This window comes from Streptomyces sp. P1-3, from assembly GCF_050613155.1.
Taxonomy (GTDB): domain Bacteria; phylum Actinomycetota; class Actinomycetes; order Streptomycetales; family Streptomycetaceae; genus Streptomyces.
This window is the reverse complement of sequence record NZ_CP192512.1, coordinates 2,586,598-2,604,067: the sequence shown is the minus strand read 5'-3', so window position 1 is coordinate 2,604,067 and position 17,470 is coordinate 2,586,598. Positions and strand designations below refer to the sequence as shown.

At 71.4% G+C, this 17,470-nt stretch carries 15 protein-coding genes and 2 tRNA genes; 9 read left to right on the top strand and 8 right to left on the bottom strand.

Features of this window, described 5'->3' with window-relative positions; translation table 11 throughout:
• Positions 1-64 precede the first annotated feature (64 nt).
• Positions 65-1,156, top strand: coding sequence for a YlbL family protein (locus tag ACQUSR_RS10690; protein WP_431042327.1), 1,092 nt, complete (start codon positions 65-67; stop codon positions 1,154-1,156).
• Positions 1,157-1,229: 73 nt separating this feature from the next.
• On the opposite strand, the gene ACQUSR_RS10685 is transcribed toward ACQUSR_RS10690, so the two are convergent.
• Positions 1,230-1,823, bottom strand: coding sequence for a PPA1309 family protein (locus tag ACQUSR_RS10685; protein WP_431042326.1), 594 nt, complete (start codon positions 1,821-1,823; stop codon positions 1,230-1,232).
• 135 nt (positions 1,824-1,958) lie between these two features.
• On the opposite strand from ACQUSR_RS10685, the gene ACQUSR_RS10680 reads away from it, so the two are divergent.
• The 4 genes from ACQUSR_RS10680 (at position 1,959) to ACQUSR_RS10665 (ending at position 7,475) form a co-directional block, all read left to right on the top strand.
• Positions 1,959-4,868 (top strand): UPF0182 family protein, encoded by a 2,910-nt coding sequence (locus tag ACQUSR_RS10680; RefSeq protein ID WP_431047499.1) that lies wholly within the window; start codon positions 1,959-1,961, stop codon positions 4,866-4,868.
• Between the two features lie 53 nt (positions 4,869-4,921).
• Positions 4,922-4,995, top strand: a tRNA-Met gene (locus ACQUSR_RS10675).
• Positions 4,996-5,167: 172 nt separating this feature from the next.
• A complete protein-coding gene (locus tag ACQUSR_RS10670) occupies positions 5,168-7,219 on the top strand; it encodes a tetratricopeptide repeat protein (protein WP_431042325.1) in 2,052 nt (683 codons plus the stop codon).
• A 182-nt stretch (positions 7,220-7,401) separates the two neighbouring features.
• Positions 7,402-7,475 (top strand) — tRNA-Met (locus tag ACQUSR_RS10665).
• Between the two features lie 93 nt (positions 7,476-7,568).
• Here ACQUSR_RS10665 and ACQUSR_RS10660 read toward each other — a convergent pair.
• Positions 7,569-7,982, bottom strand: coding sequence for a Fur family transcriptional regulator (locus tag ACQUSR_RS10660; RefSeq protein WP_431042324.1), 414 nt, complete (start codon positions 7,980-7,982; stop codon positions 7,569-7,571).
• 158 nt (positions 7,983-8,140) lie between these two features.
• Between ACQUSR_RS10660 and ACQUSR_RS10655 the strand changes: the two genes are divergently transcribed.
• Positions 8,141-9,607, top strand: a complete 1,467-nt coding sequence (locus tag ACQUSR_RS10655) for a catalase (RefSeq protein ID WP_431042323.1) — start codon at positions 8,141-8,143, stop codon at positions 9,605-9,607.
• 152 nt (positions 9,608-9,759) lie between these two features.
• Here ACQUSR_RS10655 and ACQUSR_RS10650 read toward each other — a convergent pair whose 3' ends face one another.
• Together ACQUSR_RS10650 and hisN are read right to left on the bottom strand one after the other, a co-directional pair.
• Positions 9,760-10,161 carry a CBS domain-containing protein gene (locus ACQUSR_RS10650; protein ID WP_431047497.1) on the bottom strand — a complete coding sequence of 134 codons (402 nt, stop codon included), beginning with the start codon at positions 10,159-10,161 and terminating at the stop codon, positions 9,760-9,762.
• Positions 10,162-10,373: 212 nt separating this feature from the next.
• Complete coding sequence (gene hisN, locus ACQUSR_RS10645; protein ID WP_431042322.1) at positions 10,374-11,165, bottom strand: histidinol-phosphatase; 792 nt, start codon at positions 11,163-11,165, stop codon at positions 10,374-10,376.
• A gap of 154 nt (positions 11,166-11,319) precedes the next feature.
• Here hisN and ACQUSR_RS10640 point away from each other — a divergent pair, with 154 nt between their 5' ends.
• Positions 11,320-12,018, top strand: coding sequence for a TetR family transcriptional regulator (locus tag ACQUSR_RS10640; protein ID WP_431042321.1), 699 nt, complete (start codon positions 11,320-11,322; stop codon positions 12,016-12,018).
• Here ACQUSR_RS10640 and ACQUSR_RS10635 read toward each other — a convergent pair.
• From ACQUSR_RS10635 to ACQUSR_RS10620, 4 genes are all read right to left on the bottom strand, one after another.
• Positions 11,981-12,307 carry a DMT family transporter gene (locus tag ACQUSR_RS10635; protein WP_431042320.1) on the bottom strand — a complete coding sequence of 109 codons (327 nt, stop codon included), beginning with the start codon at positions 12,305-12,307 and terminating at the stop codon, positions 11,981-11,983. The two genes, ACQUSR_RS10640 and ACQUSR_RS10635, sit on opposite strands and share 38 nt — an antisense overlap.
• A 115-nt stretch (positions 12,308-12,422) precedes the next feature.
• Positions 12,423-13,430 (bottom strand): ribosome small subunit-dependent GTPase A, encoded by a 1,008-nt coding sequence (rsgA, locus tag ACQUSR_RS10630; protein ID WP_431042319.1) that lies wholly within the window; start codon positions 13,428-13,430, stop codon positions 12,423-12,425.
• A 10-nt stretch (positions 13,431-13,440) separates the two neighbouring features.
• Positions 13,441-14,808, bottom strand: coding sequence for a 3-phosphoshikimate 1-carboxyvinyltransferase (gene aroA / locus ACQUSR_RS10625; protein ID WP_431042318.1), 1,368 nt, complete (start codon positions 14,806-14,808; stop codon positions 13,441-13,443).
• Between the two features lie 105 nt (positions 14,809-14,913).
• Positions 14,914-15,627, bottom strand: a complete 714-nt coding sequence (locus ACQUSR_RS10620) for a M50 family metallopeptidase (RefSeq protein WP_431042317.1) — start codon at positions 15,625-15,627, stop codon at positions 14,914-14,916.
• Positions 15,628-15,747: 120 nt separating this feature from the next.
• On the opposite strand from ACQUSR_RS10620, the gene ACQUSR_RS10615 reads away from it, so the two are divergent.
• Positions 15,748-16,608, top strand: coding sequence for an SOS response-associated peptidase (locus ACQUSR_RS10615; RefSeq protein ID WP_431042316.1), 861 nt, complete (start codon positions 15,748-15,750; stop codon positions 16,606-16,608).
• 4 nt (positions 16,609-16,612) lie between these two features.
• A complete protein-coding gene (locus ACQUSR_RS10610; protein WP_431042315.1) occupies positions 16,613-17,266 on the top strand; it encodes an alpha/beta hydrolase family protein in 654 nt (217 codons plus the stop codon).
• The last annotated feature ends 204 nt before the right edge of the window (positions 17,267-17,470 follow it).

Genomic DNA, 17,470 nt, shown 5'->3' with positions numbered 1-17,470 from the left:
GGGGGACCGCTGGTACGGATGGCCCCAGCGGTGGACAGGTGCACCCTTCCCGTACTGTCGTTCCATGCCACGCCGCACTGCGACGATGCTCGCCTCACTGCTGACGCTGATCGCGCTGCTCTGCGCGGGACTGCTCATCCCCGTGCCGTACGCCGCGATGTCACCCGGGCCCACGTACAACACCCTGGGCGAGCACAACGGCGAGCAGGTGCTGCAGATCAGCGGGCACGGGACCCACAAGACCAGCGGGCACCTCAACATGACCACCGTCCGCGTCACGGGGTCCGAGTACCGGATGAACCTCTTCGAGGCGGTGCACGGCTGGCTGGCGGACGACGAGATCGTCGTCCCGCACGACACCCTCTACCCGGACGACAAGACCGCCGAAGAGGTCACCCAGGAGAACGCCGAGGAGTTCAGCCAGTCCCAGGAGAGCGCCAAGGTCGCCGCGCTCAAACACCTGAAGATCCCGGTCCGCTCTTTCACCGTCGTCGGGAGCGTCCGCAAGGGCATGCCCGCCGAGGGCAAGCTGCACGCGGGCGACGTGATCAAGGAGGTCGACGGCTCGCCGGTGCGCTCGACCGAGGATGTGAGCAAGCTGGTCACCCGGCACAAGCCCGGCGAGAAGGTCGTCTTCTCGATCGTCCCGGCCAAGGACGCCGCGCAGGCGGAGAAGAGCGGCAAGGCCCCCGAGGGCGCCGTGCCGGTGACCATCACCACCACGAAGGCGGGGCCCCGCGAGAACCGCGCCATCGTGGGCATCGAGGCGGCGACCGACTACATCTTCCCGTTCCGGATGGACATCAGGCTGGCGGATGTCGGCGGGCCGAGCGCGGGTCTGATGTTCACGCTCGGCCTGATCGACAAGCTGACTCCGGGCCCGCTGACCGGCGGCAAGTTCGTCGCAGGCACCGGCACCATCGACAACGAGGGTCTGGTCGGCCCCATCGGCGGCATCCAGATGAAGACCATCGGCGCGCGCAAGAAGGGCGCCGAGTACTTCCTCACCCCGAAGGAGAACTGCGCGACCGCGGCCAAGGACGTGCCCGGCGGTCTCACCCTCGTCAAGGTCCACACCCTCGACGACGCGGTGAAGGCCCTCGACGCCATCCGCGCGGGCAAGACCTCCGACCTGCCCCGCTGCACCAAGGGCTGAGCGCCGCCGCGGCCCGCCCGCGGGGACCGGCCCGACCCCACGGGGACCGGCCGCGGTCCCCGCGGAGCCACGCTCAGTCGGCGAACGTCGAGGAGAGCGCCTCGGCCAGCCCCGGCACCAGCTCGGGACCGGTGAGCACCTCGGTGGGGGAGTCCTTCTCCCTCAGCCGCACCGCGGACTCGCGTGCCCCGTCCCGGAGCACCGCGACGGTCATCCGCACCTCCTGGCGTTCCGGGTGCTCGGCGACCCAGCGGGCGAGCCGCCGCTCGTTCATGCCCTTCGGCACGGACGCCTCGGCGGACGGCGGCAGCATCAGCCGCTCCACGGTGAGGGCGCAGCCGACGACCGCGTCCGGCCAGGCGATGGTGCCCAGGAACTCGTCCAGCGGCGTGCCCGCGGGCAGCTCGTCCTGCTCGATGGGGGTCAGGGTAGGGCCGGGGGTGTCGGTGCCACCGGCGTCGAGGCCGAGCTGGGTGGCCAGCGCGGGCTCCTGCGCCCTCAGTCGGGCGGTGTCGACGAGCGCGAAGAGCCGGGCGGGCTGGTCCCAGCCCAGGCCGGAGGCGTACTCGTCGATCTCCAGTACGGCCCGGGTCAGCGGGTTCGCCGCCATCGGGGTCGCCGCCGGAGCGGGCTCAAGGGGGTCATGGGGGTCGGGAAGGTTGGACATGCTCAATATCGTGCCCTGATCGGACCCCAAAACGGGAACTGAGTAAAGCCTGAGTAAGTTGCATCAGTGGGCCCTACGATCACGGGGCCCGCAATAACGACAGCGAACTTCGAGGTGCGCACCTTGGCTTTCCAGATGCCGGACCGCGGCGGAGGCCCGACAGGGCCACGGATCAGAGTCGGCCGACCTTCGCGGCGGGTCCGGACCCTGCTCATGACCCTGGGTGTGCTGGCAGCGCTGGCCATGCTCTTCGTCATGTTCGCGGGGTTCTGGACGGACTGGCTGTGGTACCGCTCAGTCGGATACTCCTCGGTCTTCACCAAGACCCTCAGTACCAAGATCGGGCTGTTCGCCGTCTTCGGACTGCTGATGGCCGCCGCCGTGGGCTTCAACATCTGGCTGGCGCACCGGCTGCGGCCGCCGCTCAGCGCGATGTCGCTGGAGCAGCAGAGCCTGGACCGCTACCGCATGGCCATCGCCCCGTACAAGGGCTGGCTGCTGGCCGCGGTGACCGCGCTCGTCGGGCTGATCGCGGGTGCCTCCGCCTCCAGCCAGTGGCGCACGTGGCTGCTGTGGGTCAACGGTGTGTCGTTCGGTGAGAAGGACCCCCAGTTCCACAAGGACGTGTCGTTCTACGCGTTCGACCTCCCCTGGTACCGCTTCCTGCTGAGCTTCGGCTTCGCGGCCACGGTGCTGTCCCTGATCGCCGCGGTGCTCGTGCACTACCTGTACGGGGGCTTGCGCATCACCAGCCCCGGGGCGCGGGCCACCGGGGCGGCCACCGGCCACCTCTCGGTGCTGATGGGCGTCTTCGTCGCGCTCAAGGCGGTCGCGTACTGGCTCGACCGGTACGGCCTGGCGGTGAAGTCCAGCGACTTCAAGGCGACCGACAACTGGGCCGGTCTGCGCTACGTCGACGCCAACGCCTACCTGCCGGCGAAGACGATCCTGTTCTGCATCGCGGTCATCTGCGCGCTGCTGTTCTTCGCCACGCTGTGGCGCCGCACCTGGCAGCTGCCCGTCATCGGCTTCGGCCTGATGGTGCTCTCGGCCGTCCTCATCGGCGGCCTCTACCCGGCGATCGTCCAGAAGTTCCAGGTCCAGCCCAACGAGCAGGCCAAGGAAGCGCCGTACATCAAGAAGAACATCGAGGCCACGCGCAAGGCGTACGGCATCGATGACGTGCCGATCACGCCTTACAAGGGCCGGGGCACCACCAAGGACCCCGCCAAGCTGCGCGACGCCGCGACGTCGGCGGCCAGCTACCGGCTGCTGGACCCGAACATCGTCTCGCCGACCTTCCAGCAGGTGGAACAGAGGAAGAAGTACTACCAGTTCCCCGCCACCCTGGACGTGGACCGCTACAACGGCAAGGACACCGTGGTGGGTCTGCGTGAGCTCAACATCGAGGGCATCCCGAAGCGGAACTGGATCAACGACCACTTCACGTACACCCACGGCTACGGTGTGGTCTCCGCCGAGGGCACGTCGACGACGGGCAACGGGGCGCCGAAGTTCACCTCGCAGGGTCTGCCGGCCAAGGGCGACCTCCTCGGGGACTACCAGCAGCGGATCTACTACGGCGAGAAGACCGACCAGTACTCGGTCGTCGGCGGCCCGCAGAAGGAGCTCGACTACGAGGCGACCGGCGAGAAGACGACCAGCTTCAAGGGCAAGGGCGGGGTCTCCCTCGACAACCCGATCAACCGGGCCGCGTACGCCATCGCCTTCAGCGAGCCGCAGTTCCTGTACTCGGGGGCCATCGGCAAGGGGTCGAAGATCCTGTACAACCGCACGCCCAAGGAGCGCGTCGAGGCGGTCGCCCCGTGGCTGACCATCGACGGCGACGCCTATCCGTCGGTGGTGGACGGCCGCATCCAGTGGATCGTCGACGCCTACACCACCACCAACGGCTATCCGTACGCGTCGCGGACGGCCCTGGGCGACACCACCGAGGACTCGCTGACCGACGGACAGCGCGAGGTGGTCGCGCAGGAGAACAAGGTCAACTACATCCGCAACTCGGTCAAGGCGACCGTCGACGCCTACGACGGCACCGTCAAGCTCTACGAGTGGGACACCGAGGACCCGGTCCTGAAGACCTGGAAGAAGGCGTTCCCGGGGACTGTGAAGTCCAAGGACGAGATCCCCGACAAGCTGATCGAGCACTTCCGCTACCCGCAGGACCTGTTCAAGGTGCAGCGTGAGCTGCTCGCCCGCTACCACGTCACCGACGCCAAGCAGTTCTACAGCGGCAGTGACGCCTGGCAGGTGCCGGACGACCCGACGACCAGGAACGGCGTCGCGGTCCCGCCGTACTACCTGAACATGAAGGTGCCCGGCGCGGACGGCCAGCGCTTCTCGCTGACCACCACCTTCACCCCCAACGGGCGCCCCAACCTCGGCGCGTTCATGGCGGTCGACGCCGACGCGAAGAGCAAGGACTACGGCACGATAAGGCTGTTGAGAGTCACCTCGGAGGTGGACGGTCCACAGCAGGTGCAGAACAAGCTCAACAGCTCGAACGACGTGGCCACCTTCGTCCGGGACCTGAAGGGCGCCGACTCGGACATCCAGTACGGCAATCTGCTGACGGTGCCCCTCGAAGGCGGGCTGCTGTACATCGAGCCGGTGTACGCCCAGGGCCGTAACGGGCAGTACCCGCTGATGAAGCGGGTGGCCGCGTCCTACAACGGCAAGACGGTCTTCGAGACCAGCCTGGACAGAGCGCTCGCCGCCGTCTTCAGTGAGGACGGTGCCGCCCTGCCGCCCAAGGACGAGCCACCGGGCGAGAAGCCCGAGCCGCCGACGAGTAAGGACCCGACGGTCCAAGAGGCGTTGAAGGACGCCCAGGAGGCGTTCGACGCGGGCCAGAAGGCGCTGCAGGGCGAGGACGGTCCGGACTGGGGCGCGTACGAGAAGGCCCAGGACGACCTCAAGGCGGCGCTCCAGCGCGCTGCCGACGCGGAGCAGAAGGCCTCCGAGGGGAAGCAGGACCAACAGGACCAGAAGCCTGCCGACAAGGCCAGGAGAGAAGGCACCTGAGCGGAGCGCCGATCAGGCCCATCCCGCGCCGTGGTACGGTAAAAACACAACGGCGCGGGGTGGAGCAGCTCGGTAGCTCGCTGGGCTCATAACCCAGAGGTCGCAGGTTCAAATCCTGTCCCCGCTACTGAACGACGAGGCCCGGATCCTCAAGGATCCGGGCCTTAGTCGTGTGTCCTCCACCAGTCTGCGGGGTTTTCGCGTTTGACTTATCTCTCTGTGGGCATGTCGACAAAACGCTGAAGTGACCTCACTGGCTGCGGGATACCAGATGTACGCGGGTTGCGGGTGATGCGACGATGGAAAACATGGGGGACAGGGCAAGTCTGTTGGAGACAGGGCAGCTTGTGCAGACGCACGACGACGCCGAAGAGGAGACGCGGCACCGCCGCGCCGCCGAAGCCGGCGACCCCGCTTCCATGAGTGCTCTCGGCTCCCTGCTGCTGCGCCGCGGTGATCTCGACGGCGCCGAGCCGTACCTGAGGGCGGCCACTGCCTCCGGTGACCGGGCCGCCGCCAACAACCTCGGAGTTCTGCTGCACCAGCGCGGTTACTCCGACGAGGCCGCGGACTGGTGGCGGACGGCCGCGGTCGCCGGTTCGGCTGCCGCCGCGCACGCGCTCGGCCGGTACCACCGCGAGCGGGGCGACGAGCCCGCCGCCGAGTACTGGCTGCGCCAGTCCGCCGAGTCCGGGCACGCGCTCGGCGCGTACGCCCTCGCCGATCTGCTGGAGCACCGCAGCGACATCGGTGCCGAGCGCTGGTTCCGGGCGGCCGCCGAGCGCGGTCACCGCGAGGCCGCGTACCGCCTCGCCCGCATCCTCGACCAGCGGGAGGGCGACTCGGAGTGCGGCAGGACCGGCACCGGCGCGAGCGGGCCGGGCAGAACCGGACCGGGCGGAACGGGCGCGGGGAGAACCGGGAGCCGCGGAACCGGCGCGGGGCGAACGGGCACCGGCAGGACCGGCACCGGTGCGGTCGGCACCGGCGGCAGCGGAAGCCGGCCCGAGGCCGAGCAGTGGTACCGCCAGGCCGCCGCGCGCGGCCACCGGCGCGCCGCCCTGCACCTCGGCACGCTCCTGGAGGAGCGCGGTGAGACCCAGGAGGCCGGCCGCTGGTACCTGATGTCGGCCAAGGACGGCGAGACCCGTGCCGCCTGCGCGCTGGGCTTCCTGCTGCGGGACGCGGGCGACGCCGAGAGCGCCGCCGTGTGGTGGCACCGAGCCGCCCAGGACGGCGACGGCAACGCCGCCAACGCGCTGGGCGCGCTGCACGCCGACCGGGGCGAGACCCAGACCGCCGAGCGGTGGTACCGGGCCGCCCTGGACGCCGGCGACCACAACGGCGCGTACAACCTCGGGCTGCTCTGCGCCGAGCAGGGGCGCGAGGCGCAGGCCGAGCAGTGGTACCGCCGGGCCGCCTACTCCGGGCACCGCGAGGCGGCCAACGCGCTCGCGGTGCTGCTGCTGCAGCGCGGCGACGCCGCGGGCGCCGAGCCGTGGTTCTCCAAGGCCGCCGAGGCGGGCAGCGTGGACGCCGCCTTCAACCTCGGCATCCTGCACGCCGGACGCGGCGAGGACGCGCTCGCCCACCAGTGGTACGAGCGCGCGGCGACCGCCGGGCACACCGAGGCCGCGCTCCAGGTCGCCATCGTCCTGCTGCGGGACGGGGACGATCGGGCGGCCGAGCGCCATCTGCGCTGTGCGGCGGGGGGCGGCAGCGCGGAGGCGGCGTTCCGACTGGGCGCCCTGCTCGACCGGCCGCGCACCGGCTCGCTCCAGGACCAGTCCGCGGGACCGTCGGCGCGGCGCTCCGCCGCGTCACCGGGAGCCAAGGGCGCGGCCAAGGACAGGGCCAAGGGCGGCGGCAAGGACCTGGCCAGGGACGGGGACGGAGGCGGGGGCAGGGCCAAGGACGTGGCCAAGGGCCGGGACGGCGCCGCCGACGAGGCCCGCCCCGAGTGCGAGGAGTGGTACGAGCGTGCCGCCCGCAAGGGCCACCGGCGCGCGCAGGTGCGCGTCGGCATGCTCGCGTCCGCCAGGGGCGACGTCGTCGAGGCCGCGCGCTGGTACCGCATGGCCGCCGAGGCGGGCAGCAGCAATGGCGCGTTCAACCTCGGCCTGCTGCTCGCCCGCGAGGGCAGCGAGCCGGAGGCCTCCCTGTGGTGGGCCCGCGCGGCGGAGGCCGGACACGGCCGTGCGGCGCTGCGGCTCGCGCTGCTCGCGGCCCGCCGGGGACAGCTGGCGGAGGCGCAGCAGTGGTGCGGTCGCGCGGTGGAGCTGGGCCCGGCGGAGGTCGCGGAGCGGGCGGCGCGGCTGCGGGACGCCCTTCAGCAGGAACTCACGGCGTGACGGCCGGGCCCCGGCCCTTTCCGGTGCGCACGGTCTGCACCGGCGTGCCTCGCCGCCTCTCCGGCGTGCCGGCCTCTCCGGCGCGCATGGCCCGCACTGGCGTGCCCCGGCCTCTCCGGAGGGTGGCTCCGGACGAGATTTGCGCTGGTCGTCGGCCTAGGGTTAAGGTTGGTTCACACCGACGCGGGGTGGAGCAGCTCGGTAGCTCGCTGGGCTCATAACCCAGAGGTCGCAGGTTCAAATCCTGTCCCCGCTACGAGAACGAAGGGCCCGGATCTTCAAAGATCCGGGCCCTTCGTCATGTGCGTGCACGGGGCCTGTGCCCACGGGGCCGGTCGGGCCCCGTGGGTCAGCCCGCGCAGTTCGGGCAGACGCCGCGATAGGTGACCTCGACGGCCGAGACCGCGAAGCCGAACCGTTCCTCGGTGGGCAGATCGGCGAGTGGGTCGCCGGACGGGTGGACATCGCGGATCGTGCCGCACTGGGAGCACACCAGGTGCTGGTGGGCGTGGTGGGCGTTGGGGTCGTACCGCTTGGCACGCCCGTCCGTGCTGACCTCGATCACTTCCCCCAGCGAGACGAGCTCGCCGAGCGTGTTGTACACGGTCGCGCGCGAGATCTCCGGCAGGCGGTCGACCGCCCGCGCGTGAACCTCGTCGGCGGTGTAGTGCACGTGGTCCCCGTCGAGGACCTCGGCGACGACACGCCGCTGGGCGGTCAGCCGCCAGCCGCGTCCACGGAGCCGTTCCAGCAGGTCACTCATGCCATTCACCTATCAGTCAGATAAGGACCAGGGTACCAGCGACCTGTCCATGGCCGGATCGCGTACGACTTTCCATGTCTTCTTGACTTAGACAATGTCCAATGTAGGATCGTCATCGGCTGTACGCCAAGGGACAGGACGAGACGCAGGAGGCGCACGTGACCGCAACTGGCGAGACCACCGGACCGCTGACGACCGAGGCGGGCGCACCGGTCGCGGACAACCAGAACAGCGAGACCGCGGGCGTCGGCGGGCCGGTCCTGGTTCAGGACCAGCACCTGCTGGAGAAGCTGGCCCACTTCAACCGCGAGCGCATACCGGAGCGGATCGTGCACGCGCGCGGCGCCGGTGCCTACGGCACCTTCACCGTGACCGCGGACGTCACCCGGTACACCCGCGCGAAGTTCCTGTCGGAGGTCGGCAAGCAGACCGAGACCTTCCTGCGCTTCTCGACCGTGGCGGGCAACCTCGGCTCCGCCGACGCGGTGCGCGACCCCCGCGGCTTCGCGCTGAAGTTCTACACCGAGGACGGCAACTACGACCTCGTGGGCAACAACACCCCGGTGTTCTTCATCAAGGACGCCATCAAGTTCCCCGACTTCATCCACACCCAGAAGCGCGACCCGTACACCGGCTCGCAGGAGGCGGACAACGTCTGGGACTTCTGGGGGCTGTCGCCCGAGGCGACGCACCAGGTGACCTGGCTCTTCGGTGACCGCGGCATCCCGGCCTCGTACCGTCACCTCAACGGCTACGGCTCGCACACCTACCAGTGGAGCAACGAGGCGGGCGAGGTCTTCTGGGTCAAGTACCACTTCAAGACCGACCAGGGGATCAAGAACCTGACCTCGGAAGAGGCGGCGGTCCTGGCCGGCCAGGACCCGGACAGCCACCAGCGCGACCTGCGCGAGGCGATCGAGCGCGGCGAGTACCCGACCTGGACCGTGCAGGTGCAGATCATGCCGGCGGCGGACGCGGCGACCTACCGGTTCAACCCGTTCGACCTCACCAAGGTGTGGCCGCACGAGGACTACCCGCCGATCGAGATCGGCAAGCTGGAGCTCAACCGCAACCCGCAGAACATCTTCGCCGAGGTCGAGCAGTCGATCTTCTCGCCGGCGCACTTCGTGCCCGGTATCGGTCCGTCCCCGGACAAGATGCTCCAGGGCCGCCTCTTCGCGTACGGCGACGCGCACCGCTACCGCGTGGGCATCAACGCCGACCACCTGCCGGTGAACCGGCCGCACGCCACCGAGGCGCGCACCCACGGCCGGGACGGCCTGCTGTACGACGGCCGGCACGGCGGCGCGAAGAACTACGAGCCGAACAGCTTCGGCGGCCCGGCGCAGACCGGCAGGCCGCTGTGGCAGCCGGTCGCGGTGACCGGTGCGACCGGTGATTACGCCGCTCCGTCGCACGCCGAGGACGACGACTTCGTCCAGGCGGGCAACCTCTACCGCCTGATGTCGGAGGACGAGAAGGAGCGGCTGATCGCGAACCTCGCGGGGTTCATCGCGCAGGTGTCGCGTGACGACATCGCGCAGCGGGCGATCGAGAACTTCCGCAAGGCGGACGGGGACTACGGCAAGCGTCTGGAGGCCGCGGTCCAGGCCCTGCGCGGCTGAGGAAGCTTGCCGTAACAACCGGAGAGGCCGGACGCCGTTGGGCTCCGGCCTCTCCGCGTGCTCCCGGTGCCCCTTCGTGTGCTCCCGGGCGCTTCACCGCGGCCGCGCAGAGACGGTTCCGTGCGCGGCCGGGCAGGCGGGCGGCCGGAAGGTCAGGCCGTCACCGCGTCCGCGGTCGGACGTGCCGGGACCCAGACCCGGATGATGTCTCTGACCGACACCACCCCCACCGGTCCGCGGTCGTCGCAGACGATCAGATGGCGGAAGCCGCCGCGCACCATCGCGGCGGCGGCGTCCTCCAGGCCGCACTCCGGGGCGGCGAAGACCACGTCGGTGGTGGTGTGGGCCTGGGCGGTCTCCTTGTCCGGATCCTGGCCCGCTCCCACGGAGTTGAGGATGTCGCGTTCGGTGAGGATGCCCAGACCGCAGTTGTCCGGGTCGAGGACGACGGCCGAGCCCACGCGGCGCGCGGCCATCAACCGGGCGGCCTGGCGGAGCGTATGCGCCGGGCCGATGGTGAGGATCACCGTACTCATGGCGTCACTGACGAGCATGGACATGGGTGGAGCCACCTCCTTGGCGGCCCTTCACGCCGGGATCCGGCGACGCCGGGCAGCCCTGTGAAGGGGTTCACAAGTTCACAAGCGGGTGGATTCTCATGTTCACACGCGGTCGTGGGCACGACAAGGGGGCGCGTGAGGCCCGACGGCGCGTACGGCCGCCTTTTGACGGTCCATCAGGTGGGCCGGTCGGGCCGCGCGAGGTTTCAGCCCAGGTAGCTCAGCAACTCCTCGTGCAGCAGGCCGTTGGAGGCCGCCGCGTTCCCGCTGTGCGGGCCGGGCCGCCCGTCCAGGCCGGTGAAGTTGCCCCCCGCCTCCTGGACGACGATCGAGCAGGCCGCCATGTCCCACAGCGACAGCTCAGGCTCGGCGCAGATGTCCACCGCGCCCTCCGCGACCATCATGTACGACCAGAAGTCGCCGTAGCCCCGGGTCCGCCAGCAGGCCCGCGTCAGGTCGAGGAACGCGTTCAGCCGGCCGCGCTCCTCCCAGCCGCCCAGCGAGGAGTACCCGAACGAGGCGTCGGCGAGCTTGCCCACCTGCGAGACGCGCAGCCGGGTCGCCGACGACAGGCTCCGCCCGGTGTAGGCGCCGAGGCCCTCCGCCGCCCACCAGCGGCGCCCCAGCGCCGGGGCCGACACCACGCCCACGACCGGCCGGTCGCCGCCCTCGCCGCGCTCCATCAGCGCGATGAGCGTGGCCCACACCGGCACCCCGCGGACGTAGTTCTTGGTGCCGTCGATCGGATCCACGACCCAGCGGCGCGGGCCCGAGCCCTCGCTGCCGAACTCCTCGCCGAGCACGGCGTCACGTGGCCGGGCGCGCTGGAGCTGGGTGCGGATCAACTCCTCGGCGGCCTTGTCGGCCTCGCTCACCGGGGTCATGTCGGGTTTGGTCTCGACCTTGAGGTCCAGAGCCTTGAACCGCTCCATGGTCGTGGCATCGGCGGAGTCGGCCAGTACATGCGCCAGACGCAGATCATCGTGGTAGTCGGCCATGGCCGAACAGTATCCACAGCGCCCCGCCGCAATCACACGGCCAGGGCCGTTCCGCCGCGCACTGTCGCCCGCAGGAGCTATTGACACTGTCTGGACGCCCGTCAATTCTGGCTCGAGGCCCGCCCAAATCGGGCGGATCGGCCGGGGAGGCGATATGCCCGCAGCGCGCGAAGCCTTGTTGGACGCGGCCTTCACGGCGCTCGTCGGCCGACCCTGGGCCGGGGTACGGATGGTTGACGTGGCCGCGGCCGCCGGGGTCTCCCGGCAGACCCTCTACAACGAGTTCGGCAGCAAGGAGGGGCTGGCCCGCGCGCTGGTGCGGCGCGAGGCCGACGCCTACCTGACCGGCATCGAGGCGGCGCTCGCCGGGTCGGGCGGCGCCGATCCCCGGGAGCGGCTGACGGCGGCGGCGCAGTGGACCGTACGGGCCGCGGGCGCCAACCCGCTGCTGCGCGCGGCCCTCACCGGCTGCTGGACCGAGCGCCTCCCCTCGCCCGGGCACCTCGGGCCGCTGCCCGCCCAGCGGCTCGGCGCCGCCCCCGAACCGCTGCCCTCTCCGGGCGAGCTGCTCGGCCGGGTGCGTGACCGCGCGGTGACCCTGCTGGAGCACGACTGGCCGGCGGAGGAGGCCGCGGCCCTGGGCCGCGCCTGCGAGACCGCCACCCGGCTCGCGCTGTCCTGCGTGGTCGCCCCCACCGGGGCGGAGGACGTGGCCCGCCTGGTCCGCGGAGTCCTGCCGCCGGTACCGCCGGTGCCGTCGGGGCCGCGAGAATCGCGGGTACGGCCGGGTCCGCGCAGCGGCGCCGGCGCGGAGGTCAATGGGCGGCGGCTCCGGAGAGCTGCAGGCCGATGACGCCGGCGATCACCAGCGAGATCGAGACGAGCTTCAGCGTGGAGACCGTCTCCCCGAGGAAGGCCATCCCGTAGATCGCGGTCCCGGCCGCGCCGATGCCGGTCCACACCGCGTACGCGGGCCCCACCTCGAGTTTCCGCAGGGCGAGCGTGAGCAGCCCGAAGCTGCCGAGCGCGAAGACGCAGAAGGAGACCGTCGGCCAGAGCCGGGTGAAGCCGTGGGAGAGCTTGAGGCCGACAGCGAAGCCGGTTTCCAGCAGCCCGGCGACCACGACGAGCAGCCACGCCATCTGTATGCCTCCCGCTCGGTGCGCTGTGCCGATCGACAGCCCGGCCCGGTGCGGTTCCTTCTACCTCCGCCGGCGGAGCGCAAAACGTGGCCGGCGGGGAGCCGGGCCTGGCCCCTCAGTCGCCCTCGCGCCGCTCGCGCGTGGCCATCAGCCGGCGCAGCGAGTACAGCCGGGCCGGCTCGGCGTGGCCGTCCGTCACCCACTGGTCCAGCGCGCAGTCCTGCTCGTCATGGCTGCACGCGCGCGGGCAATCCGCCGTCCCCGGCTCCAGATCGGGGAACGCGCGGATGACCCGCGAGGGGTCGATGTGGTTCAGCCCGAAGGACCGCACGCCAGGGGTGTCGATCACCCAGCCGGTGCCGTCCGGCAGCGGCAGCGCCAGCGCGGAGGTGGTGGTGTGCCGACCGCGCCCGGTGACCGCGTTCACCACCCCGGTGGCCCGCTTGCGGTCCGGTACCAGGGCGTTGACCAGGGTCGTCTTACCGACGCCGGAGTGCCCGACGAACGCGGTGACCCGGTCCGCCAGCCGCTCGCGCACCCGGTCCGCCGCGCCGCCGTCGGCCAGCTCCGCCCGGTTGGTGACCACGTACCGCACACCGAGCGGCGCGTACGTCTCCAGCAGCGTGTCGGGCGGGGCGAGGTCGGACTTGGTGAGCACCAGCAGCGGTTCGAGCCCGGCGTCGTAGGCGGCGACCAGGCAGCGGTCGATCAGCCGCGGGCGTGGCTCGGGGTCGGCGAGCGCGGTGACGATCGCGAGCTGGTCGGCGTTGGCCACGACCACCCGCTCGTACGGATCGTCGTCGTCGGCGGTGCGGCGCAGTACGGAGGAGCGCGTCTCGACCCGGACGATCCGGGCGAGGGTGTCCTTGGCCCCCGACAGGTCGCCCACCACCGCGACCTGGTCACCGACCACCACGGCCTTGCGGCCCAGCTCGCGGGCCTTCATCGCGGTGATCGTGCGGTCCTCGACGAGGCAGGTGATCCGGCCCCGGTCGACGGTGAGGACGAAACCCTCGGCGGCGTCCTCGTGCTTGGGGCGGATGTTCGTCCGGGGCCGGTTGCCCTTGCGGTTGGGGCGGACCCGGACGTCGTCCTCGTCGGTGTGCTTGCCGTAACGGCGCATCGGGTGTTTCTCAGCCTCTCGGCGCCGCGGTCGCCCCGGCTGTCCGTCCGGACCGTCCGAGCATGCCGGACCACAGTCCGGGGAAGTCGGGCAGTGTCTTCGCAGTGGTGTCCACGTTCTCCACCTGTACGCCGTCCACCACCAGGCCGAGGACGGCGGCCGCGGTGGCCAGCCGGTGGTCCTCGTAGGTGTGGAAGATCCCGCCGTGCAGCGGGCGCGGGCGGATCCGCAGGCCGTCCTCGGTCTCGGTGGCATCGCCGCCGAGCTCGTTGATCTCCTTGGCGAGGGCCGCGAGCCGGTCGGTCTCGTGCAGCCGCAGGTGGGCGATGCCGCGCAGGACGGACTCGGAGTCGGCCAGCGCGGCGACCGCGGCGATCACCGGGGTCAGCTCGCCGACCTCGTGCAGATCGGCGTCGATGCCGGTGATCCGGCCGGTGCCGGTGAAGGTCAGGCCCCGCTCGGTCAGCTCGCAGGAACCGCCCATGTCGGTGAAGATCCGGCGCAGCGCGTCGCCCGGCTGGGTGGTGTGCTCCGGCCAGTCCGGGATCGTCACCCGGCCGCCGGTGACCAGCGCCGCGGCCAGGAACGGCGCCGCGTTCGACAGATCCGGCTCCACGACCAGGTCCCGGCCCAGCAGCGCACTGGGCGCGACCCGCCACACGTTGGGTTCGCCGCCGGACTCGGGGGTGTCCACGGCCGCGCCCGCGCTGCGCAGCATGTCGACCGTCATCCGGATGTGCGGCAGGGAGGGCAGCGCGGCGCCGACGTGGCGCACCTCGATGCCCTGGTTGAAGCGCGGCGCGGACAGCAGCAGCGCGCTCACGAACTGGGAGGACGAGGAGGCGTCGATGGTGACCCGCCCGCCGTCCAGCGCTCCGCTGCCGTGGACGGTCATCGGCAGGCAGCCGCGCCCGTCGTCGTCGATACGGGTGCCCAGCGCGCGCAGTGCGTCGATCACCCCGTGTAGCGGGCGTTCGTGCGAGCGCGGGTCGCCGTCGAAGCGGATGGGGCCGTCGGCCAGCGCCGCGACCGGCGGCAGGAAGCGCATCACGGTGCCGGCGTTGCCCACGTCGACGGTGGCCGGGCCGTGCGGTCCGGCGGGGATCACGCGCCATGCCTCGCCGCTGCCGTCGGGGCCCACGCCCTCCTCGATGCCGACACCCATGGAGCGCAGGGCCTCGGCCATCAGCAGGGTGTCGCGGGAGCGCAGCGGGCGGCGCAGCCAGCCGGGTTCGGCGGCCAGGGCGGCGAGCACCAGGCCGCGGTTGGTGACCGACTTCGAGCCGGGCACGGTGACGGTCGCGTCGACCGCTCCGTGCGCGAGCGGAGCGGGCCAGAGGGCGTCGTGAGCGACGGGAGAAGTCTCAGTGCCGGTCATGGCCATCACTTTAGTGGCTTGCCCAGTGTGTGAATCTTGATCAAAAGTGGCGAAACTCAGTCGAAACACTGCACTGGTAAGGAACGGGCGGGCGGCGGCGGGGGTCTAGAGGCCCAGCAGCCAGCTGCCGCCACCGATCAGAGAGCACAGCGAAACGAGGTGGAAGAGCAGTAGCCAGGCGATGGCGGGCACGTTGGTCAGCCGGGCCAGCTGGTCCGGATCGGAGTCCCCGGCGTGCCCGTAGCGGCGCTTGCGCTGGAGCTCGAAGGGCGGGCGTACGCCACCCAGGAGAAGGAACCACACCACGGCGTAGGCGAAGGCGGCCTGCACCTGCGGCTCGGTGAGCCAGGAGACGAGGAAGAAGGCCGCCCCGGCTATGAGGACCGTCAGCACCCCGTAGGCGTTGCGGATCATCACCAGCATCGCGACGAGCAGCGCGGTCGCCCCCCACAGCAGCGCGGTGATGTGGTTCGCGGCCAGCAGCCAGGCCCCGGCGAGACCGAGCAGCGAAGGGGCGGTGTAGCCCGCGGCGGCGGTCAGGATCATGCCCAGACCGGTCGGCTTTCCGCGTGAAACGGTCAGACCCGAGGTGTCCGAGTGCAACCGGATGCCATCCAGCCGACGGCCGCTGAGCAGGGCCACCAGGCCGTGACCACCCTCGTGGGCGATGGTGATCGCGTTCCGGGCGATCACCCAGGTCGTCCGGAAGACGACCACGGCGAGCGCGACGACTCCGGCGGAGACCACCAGCCAGCGGGAGGGGTCCGGCTGGCTGCCGACGACGCGGTCCCACAGCTCGGCGGCGTTCGTGGTGTCCATATGCGGGCGGCTCCTCGGTTTCCGTGTCCCCGTGTTGCGTATGTCGGTCCCCTGCGCCGGATCTTCCGCGTTCCGGATCTCCACGCCACCGGGGCCGGGCGTCGTGGCAGTGTTGCACCCATGTGCGGTCGATACGCAGCGAGCCGGAGGCCGGAGGATCTCGTCGGGCTCTTCGATGTCCAGAAGTGGGAGCCCAAGGAGGCCCTGGAGCCGGACTGGAACGTCGCTCCGACGAAGAACGTGTACGCGGTGCTCGAACGCCCCCTGAAAGACGCCGACGACCCGCGTCCGGTTCGCCAGCTGCGCTCGCTGACCTGGGGACTGGTGCCGTCGTGGGCCAAGTCGCCCGACGCCGGCGTGAAGATGATCAACGCGCGGGCCGAGACGGTGCACGAGAAGCCGTCGTTCCGCCGCCCCTTCCTGGCCCGACGCTGCCTGCTGCCCGCCGACGGCTACTACGAGTGGGTCACCGGCGCGGGCGAGCGGCAGCTGGAGGAGCAGGGCAAGCGGAAGCGGGCCCGTAAGCAGCCGTACTTCGTCACCCCGGTCGACGGCTCGGTGATGGCCATGGCCGGGATCTACGAGTTCTGGCGGGACCGGACGCTGCCGGACGACCATCCGCGTGCCTGGTGGGTGACGTGCAGCGTGATAACGACCGAGGCGGAGAAGGAGCCTTTCGCCGGAGCCGGAGCCGGAGCCGGAGCCGGCGGGGATGGCGGCGAGGGTGGCGGCGAGGGACGGGGGCCGCACGCGCTCGCCGACATCCATCCGCGGATGCCGCTGGTGCTCACCCCGGACCGCTGGGCGGCCTGGCTGGACCCGGCCCGGACCGACCCGGCGGACCTTCGGGAGCTGCTGGTCCCGCCGCCCGCGGAGCTGCTGCGGGCGTATCCGGTCGGCACCGGGGTCAGTGACGTGCGCAACAACGGCCCGGAGCTCGTGGCGGAGCTGGACGCGCCTGAGGTGGACACGCTCTTCTAGTCCCATGAGCACGCTTCCGCGCAGCGAGACCGTTCCGACCCCGGCGGGGGACGCCCGCGTCACCTGGCACGAGGCCCGCCGGGCTCGCGCCGTACTCGCCGTGAGCCACGGCGCGGGCGGCGGCATCGAGGCCCGGGACCTGCGGGCGCTCGCCGCCGCCCTGCCGTCGCGCGGGATCACTGTCGCCCTCGTCGAGCAGCCTTGGCGGGTCGCGGGCAAGAAGGTCGCTCCAGCGCCCCGGACGCTGGACGCCGGATGGACGGCACTGTGGCCCGCGCTGACGAGGCCCGGGCTGCCCGTCGTCGCGGGCGGGCGCAGCGCCGGGGCGCGAGTGGCCTGCCGTACGGCCCAGGCGCTCGGGGCGCACGCGGTCCTCGCCCTGTCCTTCCCCCTGCATCCACCGGGGAAGCCGGAGAAGTCCCGCGCGGAGGAGCTGACGGAGGTCGGTCTGCCGACGCTGGTCGTCCAGGGCGGGCGGGACCCCTTCGGGCGCCCGGAGGAGTTCCCGTCCCCGCTTCCGGCCGGGACCGAGCTGGTCGAGGTGGCCTACGGCGATCATGGGTTCGCCGTCCCGAAGAAGGCCGGCACCACGCAGGACGAGGCCCTCGCGGCCCTGACCGAGGCGGTGGCGCGGTGGCTGGAGAGGATCACCGGCTGACCGATGACCGATGACCGATGACCGATGACCGCCGACACGACGCGGTGGGAAGCGGTGAGTGAATCCGGGAATGCGATGCGGGTGGCGCGTGTTGAACCGGGCGTCGGAATGTCGATGCACCGTTCGTCACAGGCAGTCGCACGAGGAGAGGAAGTCCCCCGCATGGGTTCGCTTGCTTGCCCGGCCCGTCCGCAGCCCGCCGAC